We start from the raw sequence: 15133 nt of genomic DNA, 5'->3' as shown, positions 1-15133 counted from the left end.
GACTACCACAGATCCCGGACTCCGCAGCATGCCCGGGGCCGGACGCACCAAGGGCCCGTACCCCTGATGACGGGATACGAGCCCTAGGTGCGTGAGTGCTGATGAAGTCGCTGAAGCGTGCGTCGGTGGCCGATCGCGCCGAGATCAGACGGCGAGCTTGACCATGTCCGCCTGCGGACCCTTCTGGCCCTGCGAGATCTCGAACTCGACTCGCTGACCTTCTTCAAGGGTGCGGTAGCCGTCCATCTGAATCGCGCTGTAGTGGACGAAAACATCCGCACCACCGTCGACCGCGATGAAGCCGTACCCCTTCTCCGCGTTGAACCACTTGACGGTGCCCTGAGCCATGCCTAACTCCCCTATTACTGGCCCTTGCGCGAGGCCGCACTTCGCGGACCCGGGTCAGACCCCACCCTCCGACAGATGCGCGGAAGATGTGCGCCGTAGCGCGTCGACCGCGGCTGAATGTATCTGCCCAACTGCCCTCTGCAACAGGTCAATTGGACGAGAATTCTGGGCAGGCCTGATCGGCCGGATCGGTCAACTGCCAACGTTCTCGGGCAAGTCGGGCCGGACATAGCGTGCGTTTCGGTGACAAAGGACGCGAACACACGGGAGCCATCTTGTCGCGTTCTCATATGCGCGAGGCACGGTCGGGCGACAGGGCTTCCCCTACTCTACCTCTTTCAACCATGCAGAATTGCCCCCTCCGCTTGTGAGCGGAGGGGGCAACTTGGGTTAACGCGGGGCGCGTCGGGGGCGCGTGCACTCCCCCGGGCGGACGGCTCTACGGACGGCCGGGCCTTGGGCCGCGGCCGGCGCTCAGCCTCCGGCGACGGCCGGGATGATCGAGACGCCGGCGCCGTCCGGGGTGGCCGTCTCCAGGCCGCTCTCGAAGCGCACGTCGTCGTCGTTCACGTACACGTTCACGAAGCGGCGCAGCTTGCCCTGGTCGTCCAGGACGCGGGCGGCGATGCCGGTGTGGTTCTTCTCCAGGTCGGCGATGACCTCGGCGAGGGTCGCGCCCTCGGCGGTGACCTCGGCCTCGCCGCCCGTGTACGTACGGAGGATGGTGGGGATGCGGACCTTGACGCTCATGGTGTTTCTGCCTTCCGGTGCGTACGGGATTCAGCGGCTCTGGGGCCCGGGACTCAGCGTGCCAGTCCGGCGTCGCGGAACGCGTCCAGGCTCGGCCGGATGGTCGCGGAGGGGCCGGTCGTCGGGGCCACCGCGTCCAGCGTCTTGAGGCCGTCGCCCGTGTTGAGCACGACGGTGGTGAGCGCCGGGTCGAGCAGACCGGCCTCGATCAGCTTCTTGGTGACGCCGACGGTCACGCCGCCCGCGGTCTCCGCGAAGATGCCCTCGGTGCGGGCCAGCAGCTTGATCGCGTCGACGACCTGCTCGTCGTTCACGTCCTCGACCGCGCCGCCGGTGCGCCGGGCGATGTCCAGGACGTACGGGCCGTCGGCCGGGTTGCCGATCGCCAGGGACTTGGCGATGGTGTTCGGCTTCTGCGGGCGGACCACGTCGTGACCGGCCTTGAAGGCGGTGGAGACCGGCGAGCAGCCCTCCGCCTGGGCGCCGAAGATCTTGTACGGCCTGTCCTCGACGAGCCCGAGCTTGATCAGCTCCTGGAGCCCCTTGTCGATCTTGGTGAGCTGCGAGCCCGAGGCGATCGGGACGACGATCTGGTCCGGCAGCCGCCAGCCGAGCTGCTCGCAGATCTCGTACGCGAGGGTCTTGGAGCCCTCGCCGTAGTACGGGCGCAGGTTGACGTTGACGAAGCCCCAGCCCTCGCCGAGCGGGTCGCCGATCAGCTCGGAGCAGAAGCGGTTCACGTCGTCGTAGTTGCCCTCGATGCCGACCAGCTCGCCCCCGTACACGGCGGCCATGACGACCTTGCCCTGCTCCAGGTCGTGCGGGATGAACACGCAGGAGCGGAAGCCGGCCCGCGCGGCGGCGGCGCCGACCGCTCCGGCCAGGTTGCCGGTGGAGGAGCAGGAGAGGGTGGTGAAGCCGAAGGCGCGGGCGGCCTCGACGGCGATGGCGACGACGCGGTCCTTGAAGGAGTGCGTCGGGTTGCCGGAGTCGTCCTTGACGAACAGGCCGCCGGTGACACCCAGTTCACGGGCCAGGTTGTCGGCCTTGACCAGCTTCGTGAAGCCGGGGTTCAGGCTGGGGTGCTCGGCGACGTCCGCCGGGACGGGGAGCAGCGGGGCGTAGCGCCAGATGTTGTCCGGGCCGGCCTCGATGCGCTTGCGGAGCTCCTCCGGGTCACCGGCGGGCAGGTCGTACGCCACTTCGAGGGGGCCGAAACAGAGCTGGCAGGCGAAGATCGGGCCGAGCTCGAAGCGCTCGCCGCACTCGCGGCACGACAGGGCGGCGGCGGGGCCGAGGTCTACGGCGGAGGTGGCGGCTTCAGTGGTCTGCACAGCCATGATGGCGAGGTCCTTTCCTCATCTTCCCCGTGACGGCTTTCGCCACGAGACGGAATTGGCACCTTCCCCACCTGACCTCGCGGTCGGCAGGGGGGTTGCCGGGACTTCAACGGGCCGTTTCCCTCAGTCCCTCTGGATGAGCGCTATGACTCCGGGGCTCCGCGCGAGCGGTCCCGGGTGTTTGTACGCGGCATCGACCCCGACATGCGACGGTCGTCCGCGTTGTTCAAGACTGTAACCGAACCCCCGGACGCCTGAGGAAGACGTCCGGACCGCGAGATGGATCACAGAGTCGGGAGTGACAGGCGTGCTGGAAGAGGTGGAGCGCTGGCTGGGCGCGCGGTCCTGGGCCGCCGCCGACCGCCCGCTGGACCTGCTGCTCGCCGCGAAAGCGGCCCGGGGCACCACCGTCAGCGTCGTCCTGCCCGCGCTCGACGAGGAGGCGACGGTCGGCCGGATCGTGACCACCGTCCGCGCGGAGCTGATGGGCCCGGAGGCGGGCGGCGGGGGCGTGCCGCTGGTGGACGAGCTGGTGGTGATCGACTCGGGCTCCACCGACGGCACCGCGAAGGCGGCGGCCGGGGCCGGGGCCCGGGTGGTGCACCGGGACGACATCCTGCCCCGCATCCCGGCGGTGCGCGGCAAGGGCGAGGTGCTGTGGCGGTCGCTGCTGGTCACACGGGGTGACGTGGTCTGTTTCGTGGACGCGGACCTGCGGGACTTCAGCTCCACGTTCGTGTCCGGGATCGTCGGGCCGCTGCTGACCGAGCCCGAGGTGCAGTTCGTGAAGGCGACGTACGACCGTCCGCTCGGCTCCGAGTTCGACGGGCCCGCCGCCGGGCGGACCGCGGGGCAGGGCGGCCGGGTCACCGAGCTGATGGCGCGCCCGCTGCTCAATCTGCACTGGCCGCAGCTGGCCGGATTCGTACAGCCGCTGGGCGGTGAGTACGCGGCCCGCCGCAGCCTCCTGGAGCGGCTGCCGTTCCCGGTGGGGTACGGGGTCGAGCTGGGCCTGCTGGTGGACTCGCTGCACACGGTGGGCCTGGACGCGCTGGCCCAGGTCGACGTGGGGGTGCGCAAGCACCGCCACCAGGACGGCCAGGCACTCGGACGGATGGCGGCCTCCATTTACCGTACGGCCCAACTGCGTCTGTCCCGGGGTCACTTGATCCGTCCGCAGCTCACCCAGTTCGAGCGGGACGGCGACACCTTCGTGCCCCGTACACACCCTGTGGACACGGAGGAGCGGCCCCCGATGCGCGAGATCGCGGAGTACGAGGCGCGGCGGGCGGCGTAGCCGGCACAGGAGGGAAAAGCCAACACACTCCGGCAAACCCCGACAAACAGGAATGGCCGCCCACGTTTGAGGGAATCCCTGACGGGCTAGGTTTCGGCACATGGCTGCCCAGATCCTTGTCGCGTCGAATCGCGGACCCGTCTCGTACACGCTCGACGACGGGACCGGGGCGCTCGACGCCAGACGCGGCGGGGGCGGCCTCGTCTCCGGCCTCAGCGCCATCGGCTCCGAGGGCGCCCTGTGGGTCTGCTCGGCGCTCGGCGACGGGGACCGCGAGGCGGTGCGCCGCGGAGTCTCCGAGCCCGGCGTCCGGATGCTCGACATCGACGCCGCCACCCACGCCGACGCGTACAACGGCATCGCCAACTCGGTGCTGTGGTTCGTCCACCACCTGCTCTACCAGACTCCGCTGGAGCCCGTCTTCGACGCGGAGTTCCGCCGCCGGTGGGCCTCGTACGAGACGTACAACCAGGCCTTCGCCCAGGCGCTGGCCGAGGAGGCGGCGCCCGGTGCCGTCGTCCTCGTACAGGACTACCACCTGTGCCTGGTCCCCGGAATGCTCCGCGCCCGGCGCCCCGACCTGCGCATCGGCCACTTCTCGCACACCCCGTGGGCCCCGGTCGACTACTTCCGCCTCCTCCCCGACGACATCGCCGAACAGCTGCTGCGCGGCATCCTGGGCGCGGACCGGGCGGCGTTCCTGACCCGGCGCTGGGCGGACGCGTTCACCGCGTGCGCGCTGAACGTACTGGGCGAGGAGGCCCTGGACGGCAAGCGGATCGGGGTGCACGGGCTCGGCGCCGACGCGGACTTCCTGCGCGAGCGCTCCCGCCGCGACGACGTGGCGGAGCGGTCGGCCACCCTGCGCGAGCAGATCGGCACCGACCCCGAGGGCCGCCCGCGCCGCACCGTGGTGCGCGTCGACCGCACCGAACTCTCCAAGAACATCGTGCGCGGCCTGCTCGCCTACGAACACCTGCTGGCCACCCGCCCCGAGTGGCACGAGCGCGTGGTGCACGTCGCCTTCGCCTACCCCTCCCGCCAGGACCTGGCGGTCTACCGCGACTACACGGCCGAGGTCCAGCAGGTCGCCGACCGCGTCAACGGCACCTACGGGACACCGGGCTGGACGCCGGTCGTCCTGCACGTCAAGGACGACTTCGCCCGCTCCCTGGCCGCCTACCGGCTCGCCGACGTGGCCCTGGTCAACCCGATCCGCGACGGCATGAACCTGGTCGCCAAGGAGGTCCCGGTGGTCTCCGACGACGGCTGCGCACTGGTGCTGTCCCGGGAGGCGGGGGCGTACGAGGAACTGGCCGACGACGCGATCACGGTCAACCCGTACGACGTGACCGGCACGGCGCAGGCCCTGCACGAGGCGCTGTCCATGGAGCCGGGCGAACGCGCGGAGCGCACCAAGCGCCTCGCCGCCGCGGCCACGGCGCTGCCGCCGCAGCAGTGGTTCCTGGAACAGCTGGAGGCGCTGCGGTCCTGACCGGGGCCCGCCGAACGCGCCTGGGGCCCGGAACTCTGTCGAGTTCCGGGCCCCAGGTCTTCAGTAGCGGGGACAGGATTTGAACCTGCGACCTCTGGGTTATGAGCCCAGCGAGCTACCGAGCTGCTCCACCCCGCGTCGGTGAACACGACAGTACGTGGTTTCCGGTGCGGTGGGAAATCGATTCCGCGCGGCCGGGCCCCGGACTACTGCCCGGCACCCTCTCCCGGCTGCCCCGCCGCGGCCACCGCGTCCGCCAACCAGCCGAGGAACGCGGCCACTTCGGCCGGTCCGGCCAGCGGCAGGTCCGCCTTCTCGGCCAGCTCGGGCACGGCCGTGCCGCTGCACACCAGCAGACCCGGGACGCCGTCCGAGCGGAGCTTCTCGACGGTGGCGTACGCGGGCAGGTCTCCGAGGTCGTCGCCCGCGTACACCACGCAGGTCGCGCCGATCTCCCGCACGTAGTCCGCGAGGGCCACCCCCTTGTCGACGCCCGGCGGCCTCAACTCCAGTACCAGACGGCCCGGTTCGAGGATCAGTCCGTGCCGGGCGGCCAGCTCGGCGAGCGGTGCGCACAGGGCGTCGAAGGCGGCCTGCGGGTCGCTGGAGCGGCGGGTGTGGACGGCGACGGCCTGCCCCTTCTCCTCCACCCAGGTGCCGCGCCAGGCACCGTGCGCGTCCAGCACACCGGGCAGCTCGGCACGGGCGGCGGCGATACCGGGGTGCGGGGCGGGGGCGCGGACCGTGCCGGTCACGGCCTCCCAGCGCTCGGCCCCGTAGTGCCCGAGCACCACGAGGTGCTCCAGGCCGGGGACACCGGCGAGCCCGCCGTACCGTACGGCGACCCCGGCGGGCCGGCCGGTCACGATCGCCACGGAGGCGACCTGCGGGGCGAGCGCCGCCAGCGCGGGCACGGCGTCGGGGTGGGCGCGGGCCCGCTCGGGGTCCGGCACGATGTCGGCGAGCGTGCCGTCGAAGTCGAGTGCGACGAGGGCGCGTTGGGGCGCCGCGAGGAGGGCGGCGAGTGCTTCGCGGCCGGATTCGGTGGACGGTTCGAAAAGAGTCCCCATGGCCCCGACCCTACCGGGGCCGGGTCCCCGGGCACACGCCGCGCCCGTGCGGGGCGGGGTCCGGCGGGAGTGCCGTGGTCAGTGGCGTTCGCGGCGTTCGGCGCGGACCCGGCGCAGCCGGTGGACGGTCACCGGGTCGTGCGCCTCGGCCCGGACGTCGTCCAGCAGGGCGTTGAGGATCTGGTAGTAGCGGGTCGGCGAGATGTCGAGCTGCTCGCGGACGGCACGCTCCTTGGCACCGGGCCCCGACCACCCCTGCCGCTCCACGGCCAGCACCGCCAGCTCCCGCGCGGACAGCGGGGGCCGGCCTGCGGGGGCGGATCCCGCGGCGGGGGCGGGGGCCGGGGCCCGGTCGGCGGCGGGGGCACCGGCGGCAGAGGTACCGGCGGCGGGCGGGCTGGCGGGGTCAGTGGCGGGCGCCTCGCCCTCGTCCTCGTACGGCATACGTCCCAGCCTAGGCGGGACCGGCCCGGACCGGACGGGCCCGGCCCGGACCCGGGCCGTGACGGCTCCGGTCCGGGCCGGGGGTGCTCCTGGGCCGGGGCCCTCCCGGGAGGGGGCGCTACTGGGCGCTGTCCGTCGCCACGGCCTCGCGGTGGAGGATGCCGAGCACGCCGCCCGGCGTGTTCCCCGGCTCGACCGCCTTGCCGATCTGCTTCTTGATGTTCTCGCTGACCTTCGCCCACGAGGTCTTGCCCACCGGGTACAGCTGCGAGGTGGGCATCGCGTCGAGGAACTTGCGGGTCTTGCGGTGCTTGCTGTCGGCGGCCATCTTGTCGGTGGCGGTGATGGTGACCGGCTGGAGGTCGAACTCGTTGGCGAAGGCCAGCACGTTCTCGTCGTTGTACGCGAAGTCGAGGAACTTGCCGATCTCCTTGCGGTGACCGTTCTGCTTGAAGCCCATCATCCAGTCGGCGACGCCCATCGCCGGGCGGGCGGAGCCGTCCTCGCTGGGCAGCGGCACCATCTCGTACTTCACGCCGTTCTTCTCGGCCTGCTGCATCAGCGACGGGTGGCCGTTGATCATGCCGACCTCGCCCTTGGCGAAGGCCTCGAAGGCGGCCTTGCGGTTGAGCTTGCCGGGGGCGACCGGGCCGGTCAGACCGGGGCCGACCAGCTTGTCCTTGAGGAAGGTGAAAGCGCCGATGTTGTCGGCGGAGTTGATCGAGTAGGCGCCGATGTCGTCGGTGTAGCCGGAACCGGCGGCCAGCATCCAGTTCATCGTCTCGGCCTGCGCCTCCTCGGGGCCCAGCGGCAGCGCGAACGGGTACTTCACGCCCTCCTCCTTGAGCGCCTTCGCGTCGGTGGCGATGTCGTCCCAGGTCTTGGGGGCGCGCTGGATGTTGGCCTTCTCGAAGAGGTCCTTGTTGTAGAACATCAGCCGGGTGCTGCCGACGAACGGCATCCCGTACTGCATCAGGTTCACCTCGCCGGCCTTGGCCAGCGGGGTGAGGAAGTTGGCCTGGGTGGGGATGGAGAGCAGGTCCTCGACGCTGTAGAGCTTGTCGCCGGCCACGTAGTCGGCGTACGCGCCGATCTGGGCGATGTCGGGGGCCTTGCCGCCCTTGACCATCTCGGCGACCTTGCGGTCCACGTCGTCCCACGAGTAGATCTCGACGTCGACCTTGACCTTCGGGTTCTTCTCCTCGAAGGCGCGGGCGAGGTTGCTCCAGTACTTCTTGGTGCCGTCGCCGCCGTCGAGGTTGTAGTCCGCCGCGACGAACTTGAGCGTCACGTCGTCGGAACCGCCGATGCCGATGCTTCCGCAACCCGAGACGGTCGTTGCCATAGCGAGTGCGGCTATCGCCGCGGTCAGACCCAAGTAGCGCCGCTGCACAGCCCGTTCCACCCTTTTTGCCCAGTTTGATGCATATCTTGCGCGAGTGATTCGGGAGCCTTTGTGAGGCCGACGCCGTGCCACGTGCGCACTTGTCCGTATGAGTTGCGATTTTCGCCCATGCGCGACCGCGAGGTCTACACCACTTGGGTATCTCTTACGCAACACCTTCCGCAAATCGCGTACGGGCTGCTAAGCAGGGCGGGACCAAGGTCATTGAGGTCAGCACCGCCGCACTACGCCCGATTTATGTACATGAGGAGTCTCCGGCATGTCCCGCACCGCAGTTGAGATTGCCACCCAGCCCACCTGTTGGCGGCGCGCCGCCGAGTACGCGACCGGCTTCGAAGGACTTCCCCTGCCTGGTGAGCGCGTTGCGGTCACCGGCTGCGGCACCTCGTGGTTCATGGCGATGGCGTACGCGGCCCTGCGCGAGGCCTCGGGCCAGGGCGAGACCGACGCGTTCGCGTCGTCCGAGTTCCCGACCGGCCGCTCCTACGACCGTGTGGTGGCAATCACGCGCTCGGGCACCACCAGCGAGGTGCTCGCCCTCCTCGGCGAGCTGCGCGGCAAGGTCCCCACGCTCGCCCTCACCGGCGACCCCAAGACGCCGATCATGGACGCGGCGGACGTCGTCGCCGTACTGGACTGGGCGGACGAGGAGTCGGTCGTCCAGACCCGCTTCGCGACGACCGCCCTGGCCTTCCTGCGGGCCGGCCTTGAGCGGAGCGGCCGGCTGGCGGACGGCGTGAAGACGGTCGAGGCCGCGGCCGTGGACGCGGAGCTGGCCATCACCGAGCCGCTGCCGGAGGCGGTCACCGCCGCCGAGCAGTGGACGTTCCTGGGCCGCGGCTGGACGTACGGCCTCGCCCAGGAGGCCGGGCTGAAGATGCGCGAGGCGGCGGGGGCGTGGACCGAGTCCTACCCGGCGATGGAGTACCGCCACGGGCCGATCTCGATCACCGGTCCGAACCGGGTGGCGTGGATGTTCGGCACGCTGCCGGAGGGGCTGGCGGGGGACGTCACCGCCGTCGGCGGCACGGTGGTCGCCAACGAGTCCGCGGACCCGATGGCGGACCTGATCCGCGCGCAGCGGCTCGCGGTGGTGCTCGCCGAGTCGAAGGGCTACGACCCCGACCACCCCCGCAACCTCTCCCGCAGCGTAATCCTCACCCCCTGATCCCCACCTGCCCCCGGACGGCCCCGCCCCCCTCGGGCGGCGGGGCCGTCCATCGAGACAGGTGCGCGCCGCCGGAGAGGTACGCCGCGACGCCCCCCGTGAGTGGACTAGACCTGTCCGGGGTTGACGCGCGACACTGGCCCGGTGAAACACGTCATCGCCCTCGATGTGGGCGGCACCGGAATGAAGGCCGCCCTGGTCGGCGCCGACGGCACCCTCCTGCACGAGGCCCGTCGCCGCACCGGCCGGGAGCGCGGCGCCGACGCAGTCGTCGAGTCGATCCTCGCGTTCGCCGAGGATCTCCGCGCGCACGGCGAGGAGCACTACGGCGAGAGCGCGGCGGCGGTCGGCGTCGCCGTACCCGGCATCGTCGACGCCGAGAACGGCATCGCCCTGTACGCCGCCAACCTCGGCTGGCGCGACGTCCCCCTGCGCGCCCTGCTCGGCGAGCGGCTCAGCGGCCCCGACCGGCCCCCGGTCCCCGTCGCCCTCGGCCACGACGTCCGCACCGGCGGCCTCGCCGAGGGCCGGATCGGCGCGGGCAAGGGCGCCGACCGCTTCCTCTTCGTACCGCTGGGGACCGGCATCGCCGGGGCGATCGGCATCGAGGGCACCATCGAGGCCGGCGCCCACGCCGGCGCCGGCGAGATCGGCCACATCGTGGTGCGCCCCGGCGGCGTCGAGTGCGGCTGCGGCCAGCGCGGCTGCCTGGAGCGCTACGCCTCCGCCTCCGCCGTGTCCGCCGCCTGGGCGGCGGCCGCCGGCGACCCGGAGGCGGACGCGGCCGACTGCGCCAAGGCCGTCGAGAGCGGCGACGAGCGGGCGACCGCCGTCTGGCACGCCGCCATCGACGCCCTCGCCGACGGCCTGGTCACCGCGCTGACCCTGCTCGACCCCCGGACGATCATCGTCGGTGGCGGTCTCGCCGAAGCCGGGGAAACCTTGTTCGTACCGCTCCGTGCCGCCATCGAGGAACGCGTCACGTTCCAGAAGCTGCCGACGATCGTGCCGGCCGCGCTCGGCGACACGGCGGGCTGTCTGGGCGCGGGCCTCCTCGCCTGGGACCTGCTCGCCACGTACAACGACAACCAGCGCACCCCCCACCCCACCATGCGCAACGACGTCATGGACACCACGGAGGTATCCGACTGATGGCCAGCAGCAAGGTTCAGGTCCTGTCCGGCGCCAAGGTGGTGCTCCCCACCGGCACCGTCGACGGTGGCCGGGTCATCGTCGACGGCACGAGGATCGCGGGAGCGCTCCCCGACGGTGCCGCGCCCGAGTCCCCCGCCCGTGACCTGTCCGGACACTGGATCGTGCCGGGCTTCGTCGACATGCACGTGCACGGCGGCGGCGGCGCCTCCTTCACCTCCGGCACGCCGGAGGAGGTGCTGCGGGGCGTACGGACGCACCGCGAGCACGGCACGACCACGATGGTCGCCTCCACCGTCACCGGCGAGATGGACTTCCTGGCCGCCCGCGCCTCGCTGCTCGCCGAACTGGTCCAGCAGGGCGACCTGGCCGGCATCCACTTCGAGGGCCCGTTCATCTCGCCGTGCCGCAAGGGCGCGCACAGCGAGGCGCTGCTGCGCGACCCCGACCCGGCGGACGTGCGCAAGCTGATGGACGCGGCGCACGGCACCGCGAAGATGTTCACGCTGGCCACCGAGATGACCGGCGGCCTGGACTCCGTACGGCTGCTCGCCGAGCACGGCGTGATCGCCGCGATCGGCCACACGGACGCCACGTACGAGCAGACCGTCGCGGCCATCGACGCGGGCGCCACCGTCGCGACCCACCTCTACAACGCGATGCCGGCCATCGGCCACCGCGAGCCGGGCCCGATCGTCGCCCTGCTGGAGGACGAGCGGGTCACCGTCGAGCTGATCAACGACGGCACCCACCTGCACCCGGCCGCCTTCGAGCTGGCCTACCACCACGCGGGCGCCGACCGGGTCGCGCTGATCACCGACGCGATGGACGCGGCGGGCTTCGGCGACGGGCAGTACCAGCTCGGCCCGCTGGCGGTCGAGGTGCGCGACGGGGTCGCCCGGCTCGTCGAGGGCGGCTCGATCGCGGGCTCGACCCTCACCCTGGACACCGCGTTCCGCCGCTCGGTCACCATCGACGGGCTGCCGGTCGAGGACGCCGTACGGTCCCTGTCCGCGAACCCGGCACGGCTGCTGGGCATCGACGACAAGGTCGGTTCGCTGGAGCCCGGCAAGGACGCCGACCTGGTCGTGCTCGACGCGGAGTTCAAGATCGCGGGCGTGATGCGCAAGGGCGAATGGGTCATTGAGCCCCAAGTAGGCTGATTTTAGCCCGAATTGCTCTCCCAAATTGATACGAAGTGGCTGGCCCCGCCCCCTGGGCCAGCCACTTTCTTTTTGGCATGATCCCCGTGGCAGGACGTACAGAAAGCGCTTTCTACAGAGTCACTGGGGGTGAACGCGGATCGTGTCCATGATCCTTACGGTCACGCTGAACACCGCACTCGACCTCACCCACCACGTCCCACAACTGGTGCCGCACACCTCCCACCGGGTCACCGCCGTCACCGAGCGGCCGGGCGGCAAGGGCCTGAACGTGGCCCGGGTACTGGCCGCCCTGGGCCACGAGACGGTCGTCACGGGCTTCGCCGGGGGCCCGACGGGCGAGGTACTGAGGGGACTGCTGGCCGCCGAGGCGGCCGAGGCAGCCGAGGCCGCGAGGGCAGCCGGGAGAGCCGGGGCAGCCCGCACCGACCGGACCGCCGGGGCAGGTGGGGCGGGCACGGGAGCCACCGGGTCCGCAGGGTCCACCGGGTCCACTGCGGGCACAGCGGCCACCGGGGCCGCCGAGGCAGGCGGGGCCGCCCGGGTCACCATGGCCACCGGGGCCACCGGGGCCATTTCAGCCACAGCAGCCACCAGCGTCACGCACGCCACGGGGAACACCGGCGCCGCTGCGGGCCCGGACTCCCCCGGCATCCCGCCCGTGCGCCGCCTCGCGCCCATCGACGCCCTCGTCCCCATCTCCGGCAACACCCGCCGCACCCTCGCCGTCGTCGACGGCTCCACCGGCGACACCACCCAGCTCAACGAGCCCGGCCCGACCGTCTCCCCCGCCGAGTGGGACGCCTTCCTCGCCTCGTACGACCGGCTGCTCGGCGGCGCGCGGGCGGTGGCGCTCTGCGGCAGCCTGCCGCCCGGCATCCACGTGGGCGCTTACGCGGACCTGATCCGCCGGGCCCGTACGGCGGGCGTACCGGTGCTCCTCGACACCAGCGGCGAACCCCTGCGCCGGGGCATCGCCGCCCGCCCCGACCTGATCAAGCCGAACCTCGACGAACTGGCCCAGCTCACCGGCTCCCGCGAACCGCTGACCGCGTCCGCGGACGCCCGGCGCCGGGGCGCCCACTCGGTGGTCGCCTCCCTCGGCCCGGACGGCATCCTCGCCGCCACCGAGTCCGGCACCTGGCAGGCGCACCCGCCGGCCGCGATCAGGGGCAACCCCACCGGTGCGGGCGACTCGGCGGTGGCCGCGCTGCTGGCGGGCCTGGTCGAGGACCTGCCCTGGCCGCAGCGGCTGGCCCGCGCGGTGGCCCTCTCGGCGGCCACGGTGGCAGCTCCCACGGCCGGCGAGTTCGACGCGGAGACCTACGCGTCGCTGCTCCCCCAGGTCAAGGTCACCGAGCCCACGTCCGCCCACGGACCCGTCTGAGCGGACCGGGCGCCCCGCACGCCCGCCCCGCCCGACTCCCCCTGTCCCACCCCGCCCAAGGATTGGCACCACATGCCCCTGGTCACCACCGGCGATCTCGTCACCGACGCCGCCTCCGCCTCCCGCGCCCTGGCCGCCTTCAACGTCATCACGCTGGAGCACGCCGAAGCCATCGCCGCGGGCGCCGAGCAGGCCGGGAACGCGCCCGCCGTGCTCCAGATCTCCGAGAACGCCGTGAAGTTCCACGGCGGCAACGTCCTGGCCGTCACCGCGGCAGCCGCCGCCGTGGCCCGTGCGTCCGCCGCTCCCCTCTCCCTCCACCTCGACCACGTCGTCTCGGTGGACCTGCTGCACGCCGCCCACGAGGCCGGTTTCAGCTCGGCCATGTTCGACGCGTCGAAGCTCTCCTACGACGACAACGTGAAGGCCACCGCCGAAGCCGTCCGCTGGGGCCACGAGCGCGGCATCTGGATCGAGGCCGAACTGGGCAAGGTCGGCGGCAAGGACGGCGAGGCCCCGCTCGACGCCCACACCCCGGGGGTGCGGACCGACCCCCAGGAGGCCGCCGCCTACGTCGCCGCCACCGGGGTCGACGCCCTCGCCGTCGCGGTCGGCTCCTCGCACGCCATGACGGAGCGCACCGCGGCCCTGGACCACGCCCTCATCGCCGAATTGCGCGACGCCGTCCCGGTCCCGCTGGTGCTGCACGGCTCCTCCGGCGTCCCGGACGACGAGATCCGCCGCGCGGTCGCCGCCGGCATGGTCAAGATCAACGTCGGTACGGCCCTCAACACGGCCTTCACCGGCGCGGTCCGCGGCTATCTGGAGGCCAACCCCACCACGGTCGACCCCCGCAAGTACCTGGTACCGGGCCGCGAGGCGATGGCCGCGACGGTCACCCACTTCCTGCGGACGATCGGCTGACCGCTCGCCCCGTACGCACCAGTGCCCCGCCGGAAACCTCTTCCGGCGGGGCACTGGTGCGTTCCGCGAGATCTACTGCTGCTTCAGCTCGACCCGGTCCAGGTTGACCTCACAGCCCGCCGGACACGAGATCACGAAGGTGTTCTCGCCCTTCGTCGCGGTCACCGTGGCCCAGGTGTTCGTCCAGCCCTTCTGCCAGTCGCCCTCTGCGGCGTTGGCGAAGTTGTCCATCCGCAGCCCGGTCCCGTGCGGCTTGCCGTTGACCGACAGGTCGGCCTTGGCGTTCTTGCCCGGCACCCCGTAGTCGACCGACAGCTTGTACTGGCCGGCCGCGGGCACGTTGACCTTCCAGGTCGCCGAGGACCCCGGTGCGGTCAGCGGTACGTACGCACCGCTGTCGGACCGCGCCCCGGTGATCGTCTTGTCCGTGCTCAGCCCCGGGGACAGCGTCAGCTCCCCCGCCTGGGCCTTCGGCAGCTCCGCCGGCGGCTCCTCGGTGTCCTTGCTGGGCTCCTTCGACGGCGAAGGGTCCTCGGACTGCGACTGGCCGCCGGTCGCGCCGGCGTTCTGGCCGCCCGCCTGGTCGCCCTTCTCGTCGCTCTTGCCGAAGTACAGCGCCGCGCCGATGCCGATCACCACGGCCGCCACGACCGCGATGGCGCCGATCAGCAGGCCGCGGGTGTTGGGGCCGCGCCCGCGCCCGCCGTGGCCCTGGTCGCCGTGCGGCGGGCCCTGCCGCGGCGGCGCACCGCCGGGCACCGTCTCGGGGGCCGCGTAGTGCGCGTTGGGCTGCCCGTACTGCGACTGCCCCTGCTGCTGCTGCGGGAACGGCTGGGTGGCCTGCGTCTGCTGGCCGTAGCCGCCCTGCTGCTGTCCGTACTGGCGCTCGCCGACGGCCCGCACCTGGTTGTACGACGTCCTGGGGACCCCCCGCGAGCTCGGGCCCGGGTAGCCGTAGCCGCCGCCCGAGCTGGGCGGCTGAGCGCCCGCCGCACGTCCGTCCTCGTAGAGGTAGCCGAACGGGTCGTCGTCCTCGGGCGTGCTCGCTCCGTTGTTCCCGGCCGTCATCCCAGCGTCACTCCTCACCATGTTCGCCAGCGTCGCCGACCGGGCGAGCCTACCTGCTGCGGGCGAACCGCCTTCGGGCCGTTGGCCCCTGCACCTGTCCCCGCACCCCTGCGCGCGCCCGG

14 protein-coding genes, 1 tRNA gene and 1 riboswitch are annotated in these 15133 nt (G+C 72.1%); of the genes, 7 read left to right on the top strand and 8 right to left on the bottom strand.

Features of this window, described 5'->3' with window-relative positions:
* Nucleotides 1–144: 144 nt before the first annotated feature.
* The 3 genes from ACFYVL_RS10145 to thrC form a co-directional block, all read right to left on the bottom strand.
* Nucleotides 145–348 (bottom strand): cold-shock protein, encoded by a 204-nt coding sequence (locus tag ACFYVL_RS10145; RefSeq protein WP_005315736.1) that lies wholly within the window; start codon nucleotides 346–348, stop codon nucleotides 145–147.
* Between the two features lie 474 nt (nucleotides 349–822).
* The gene (locus tag ACFYVL_RS10140; RefSeq protein WP_389242757.1) at nucleotides 823–1098 is read right to left on the bottom strand and encodes a MoaD/ThiS family protein; all 276 of its coding nucleotides are present in this window, start codon (nucleotides 1096–1098) and stop codon (nucleotides 823–825) included.
* A gap of 53 nt (nucleotides 1099–1151) precedes the next feature.
* The gene (thrC, locus tag ACFYVL_RS10135; RefSeq protein ID WP_389242755.1) at nucleotides 1152–2438 is read right to left on the bottom strand and encodes a threonine synthase; all 1287 of its coding nucleotides are present in this window, start codon (nucleotides 2436–2438) and stop codon (nucleotides 1152–1154) included.
* A gap of 15 nt (nucleotides 2439–2453) precedes the next feature.
* Nucleotides 2454–2581, bottom strand: a riboswitch (SAM riboswitch).
* Nucleotides 2582–2745: 164 nt separating this feature from the next.
* On the opposite strand from thrC, the gene ACFYVL_RS10130 reads away from it, so the two are divergent.
* Together ACFYVL_RS10130 and ACFYVL_RS10125 are read left to right on the top strand one after the other, a co-directional pair.
* The gene (locus tag ACFYVL_RS10130; protein WP_389243400.1) at nucleotides 2746–3735 is read left to right on the top strand and encodes a glucosyl-3-phosphoglycerate synthase; all 990 of its coding nucleotides are present in this window, start codon (nucleotides 2746–2748) and stop codon (nucleotides 3733–3735) included.
* Between the two features lie 100 nt (nucleotides 3736–3835).
* A complete protein-coding gene (locus ACFYVL_RS10125; RefSeq protein WP_389242753.1) occupies nucleotides 3836–5230 on the top strand; it encodes a trehalose-6-phosphate synthase in 1395 nt (464 codons plus the stop codon).
* A 64-nt stretch (nucleotides 5231–5294) separates the two neighbouring features.
* Here the strand turns inward: ACFYVL_RS10125 and ACFYVL_RS10120 are convergent.
* The 4 genes from ACFYVL_RS10120 to ACFYVL_RS10105 form a co-directional block, all read right to left on the bottom strand.
* Nucleotides 5295–5368: transfer RNA gene (locus ACFYVL_RS10120), tRNA-Met, on the bottom strand.
* Between the two features lie 68 nt (nucleotides 5369–5436).
* The gene (otsB, locus tag ACFYVL_RS10115) at nucleotides 5437–6300 is read right to left on the bottom strand and encodes a trehalose-phosphatase (protein ID WP_389242751.1); all 864 of its coding nucleotides are present in this window, start codon (nucleotides 6298–6300) and stop codon (nucleotides 5437–5439) included.
* Between the two features lie 78 nt (nucleotides 6301–6378).
* Nucleotides 6379–6744: a DUF3263 domain-containing protein gene (locus ACFYVL_RS10110; protein ID WP_389242749.1), complete on the bottom strand. Its 366-nt coding sequence runs from the start codon at nucleotides 6742–6744 to the stop codon at nucleotides 6379–6381.
* A 118-nt stretch (nucleotides 6745–6862) separates the two neighbouring features.
* On the bottom strand, nucleotides 6863–8089 hold the full coding sequence (locus ACFYVL_RS10105) for an ABC transporter substrate-binding protein (protein ID WP_389242747.1): 1227 nt from the start codon (nucleotides 8087–8089) through the stop codon (nucleotides 6863–6865).
* Between the two features lie 319 nt (nucleotides 8090–8408).
* On the opposite strand from ACFYVL_RS10105, the gene ACFYVL_RS10100 reads away from it, so the two are divergent.
* The 5 genes from ACFYVL_RS10100 to ACFYVL_RS10080 all read left to right on the top strand — a co-directional run bounded on the left by ACFYVL_RS10100 (nucleotide 8409) and on the right by ACFYVL_RS10080 (nucleotide 13943).
* Entirely contained in the window at nucleotides 8409–9317 is a 909-nt protein-coding gene (locus ACFYVL_RS10100; protein ID WP_389242745.1) for an SIS domain-containing protein, read from the top strand.
* Between the two features lie 144 nt (nucleotides 9318–9461).
* On the top strand, nucleotides 9462–10469 hold the full coding sequence (locus ACFYVL_RS10095) for an ROK family protein (RefSeq protein ID WP_389242743.1): 1008 nt from the start codon (nucleotides 9462–9464) through the stop codon (nucleotides 10467–10469).
* Complete coding sequence (gene nagA / locus ACFYVL_RS10090) at nucleotides 10469–11632, top strand: N-acetylglucosamine-6-phosphate deacetylase (protein ID WP_389242741.1); 1164 nt, start codon at nucleotides 10469–10471, stop codon at nucleotides 11630–11632. Before ACFYVL_RS10095 ends, nagA begins: the two co-directional genes overlap by 1 nt.
* A 148-nt stretch (nucleotides 11633–11780) precedes the next feature.
* Nucleotides 11781–13019, top strand: coding sequence for a 1-phosphofructokinase family hexose kinase (locus ACFYVL_RS10085; RefSeq protein WP_389243398.1), 1239 nt, complete (start codon nucleotides 11781–11783; stop codon nucleotides 13017–13019).
* 72 nt (nucleotides 13020–13091) lie between these two features.
* Nucleotides 13092–13943 (top strand): ketose-bisphosphate aldolase, encoded by an 852-nt coding sequence (locus tag ACFYVL_RS10080; protein WP_389242739.1) that lies wholly within the window; start codon nucleotides 13092–13094, stop codon nucleotides 13941–13943.
* A 72-nt stretch (nucleotides 13944–14015) separates the two neighbouring features.
* On the opposite strand, the gene ACFYVL_RS10075 is transcribed toward ACFYVL_RS10080, so the two are convergent.
* Nucleotides 14016–15011 (bottom strand): carbohydrate-binding protein, encoded by a 996-nt coding sequence (locus tag ACFYVL_RS10075; RefSeq protein WP_389242737.1) that lies wholly within the window; start codon nucleotides 15009–15011, stop codon nucleotides 14016–14018.
* Nucleotides 15012–15133: the final 122 nt, after the last annotated feature.

This window comes from Streptomyces sp. NPDC004111, assembly GCF_042874215.1.
GTDB lineage: Bacteria > Actinomycetota > Actinomycetes > Streptomycetales > Streptomycetaceae > Streptomyces.
This window is presented reverse-complemented; position numbering and strand designations above follow the sequence as displayed.

Coding starts and splice junctions, on each gene's coding strand:
- ACFYVL_RS10145 (WP_005315736.1), bottom strand. CDS start 348: ATGGCTCAGGGCACCGTCAAGTGGTTCAACGCGGAGAAGGGGTACGGC.
- ACFYVL_RS10140 (WP_389242757.1), bottom strand. CDS start 1,098: ATGAGCGTCAAGGTCCGCATCCCCACCATCCTCCGTACGTACACGGGC.
- thrC (WP_389242755.1), bottom strand. CDS start 2,438: ATGGCTGTGCAGACCACTGAAGCCGCCACCTCCGCCGTAGACCTCGGC.
- ACFYVL_RS10125 (WP_389242753.1), top strand. CDS start 3,836: ATGGCTGCCCAGATCCTTGTCGCGTCGAATCGCGGACCCGTCTCGTAC.
- otsB (WP_389242751.1), bottom strand. CDS start 6,300: ATGGGGACTCTTTTCGAACCGTCCACCGAATCCGGCCGCGAAGCACTC.
- ACFYVL_RS10110 (WP_389242749.1), bottom strand. CDS start 6,744: ATGCCGTACGAGGACGAGGGCGAGGCGCCCGCCACTGACCCCGCCAGC.
- ACFYVL_RS10105 (WP_389242747.1), bottom strand. CDS start 8,089: ATGGCAACGACCGTCTCGGGTTGCGGAAGCATCGGCATCGGCGGTTCC.
- ACFYVL_RS10100 (WP_389242745.1), top strand. CDS start 8,409: ATGTCCCGCACCGCAGTTGAGATTGCCACCCAGCCCACCTGTTGGCGG.
- nagA (WP_389242741.1), top strand. CDS start 10,469: ATGGCCAGCAGCAAGGTTCAGGTCCTGTCCGGCGCCAAGGTGGTGCTC.
- ACFYVL_RS10085 (WP_389243398.1), top strand. CDS start 11,781: ATGATCCTTACGGTCACGCTGAACACCGCACTCGACCTCACCCACCAC.
- ACFYVL_RS10080 (WP_389242739.1), top strand. CDS start 13,092: ATGCCCCTGGTCACCACCGGCGATCTCGTCACCGACGCCGCCTCCGCC.
- ACFYVL_RS10075 (WP_389242737.1), bottom strand. CDS start 15,011: ATGACGGCCGGGAACAACGGAGCGAGCACGCCCGAGGACGACGACCCG.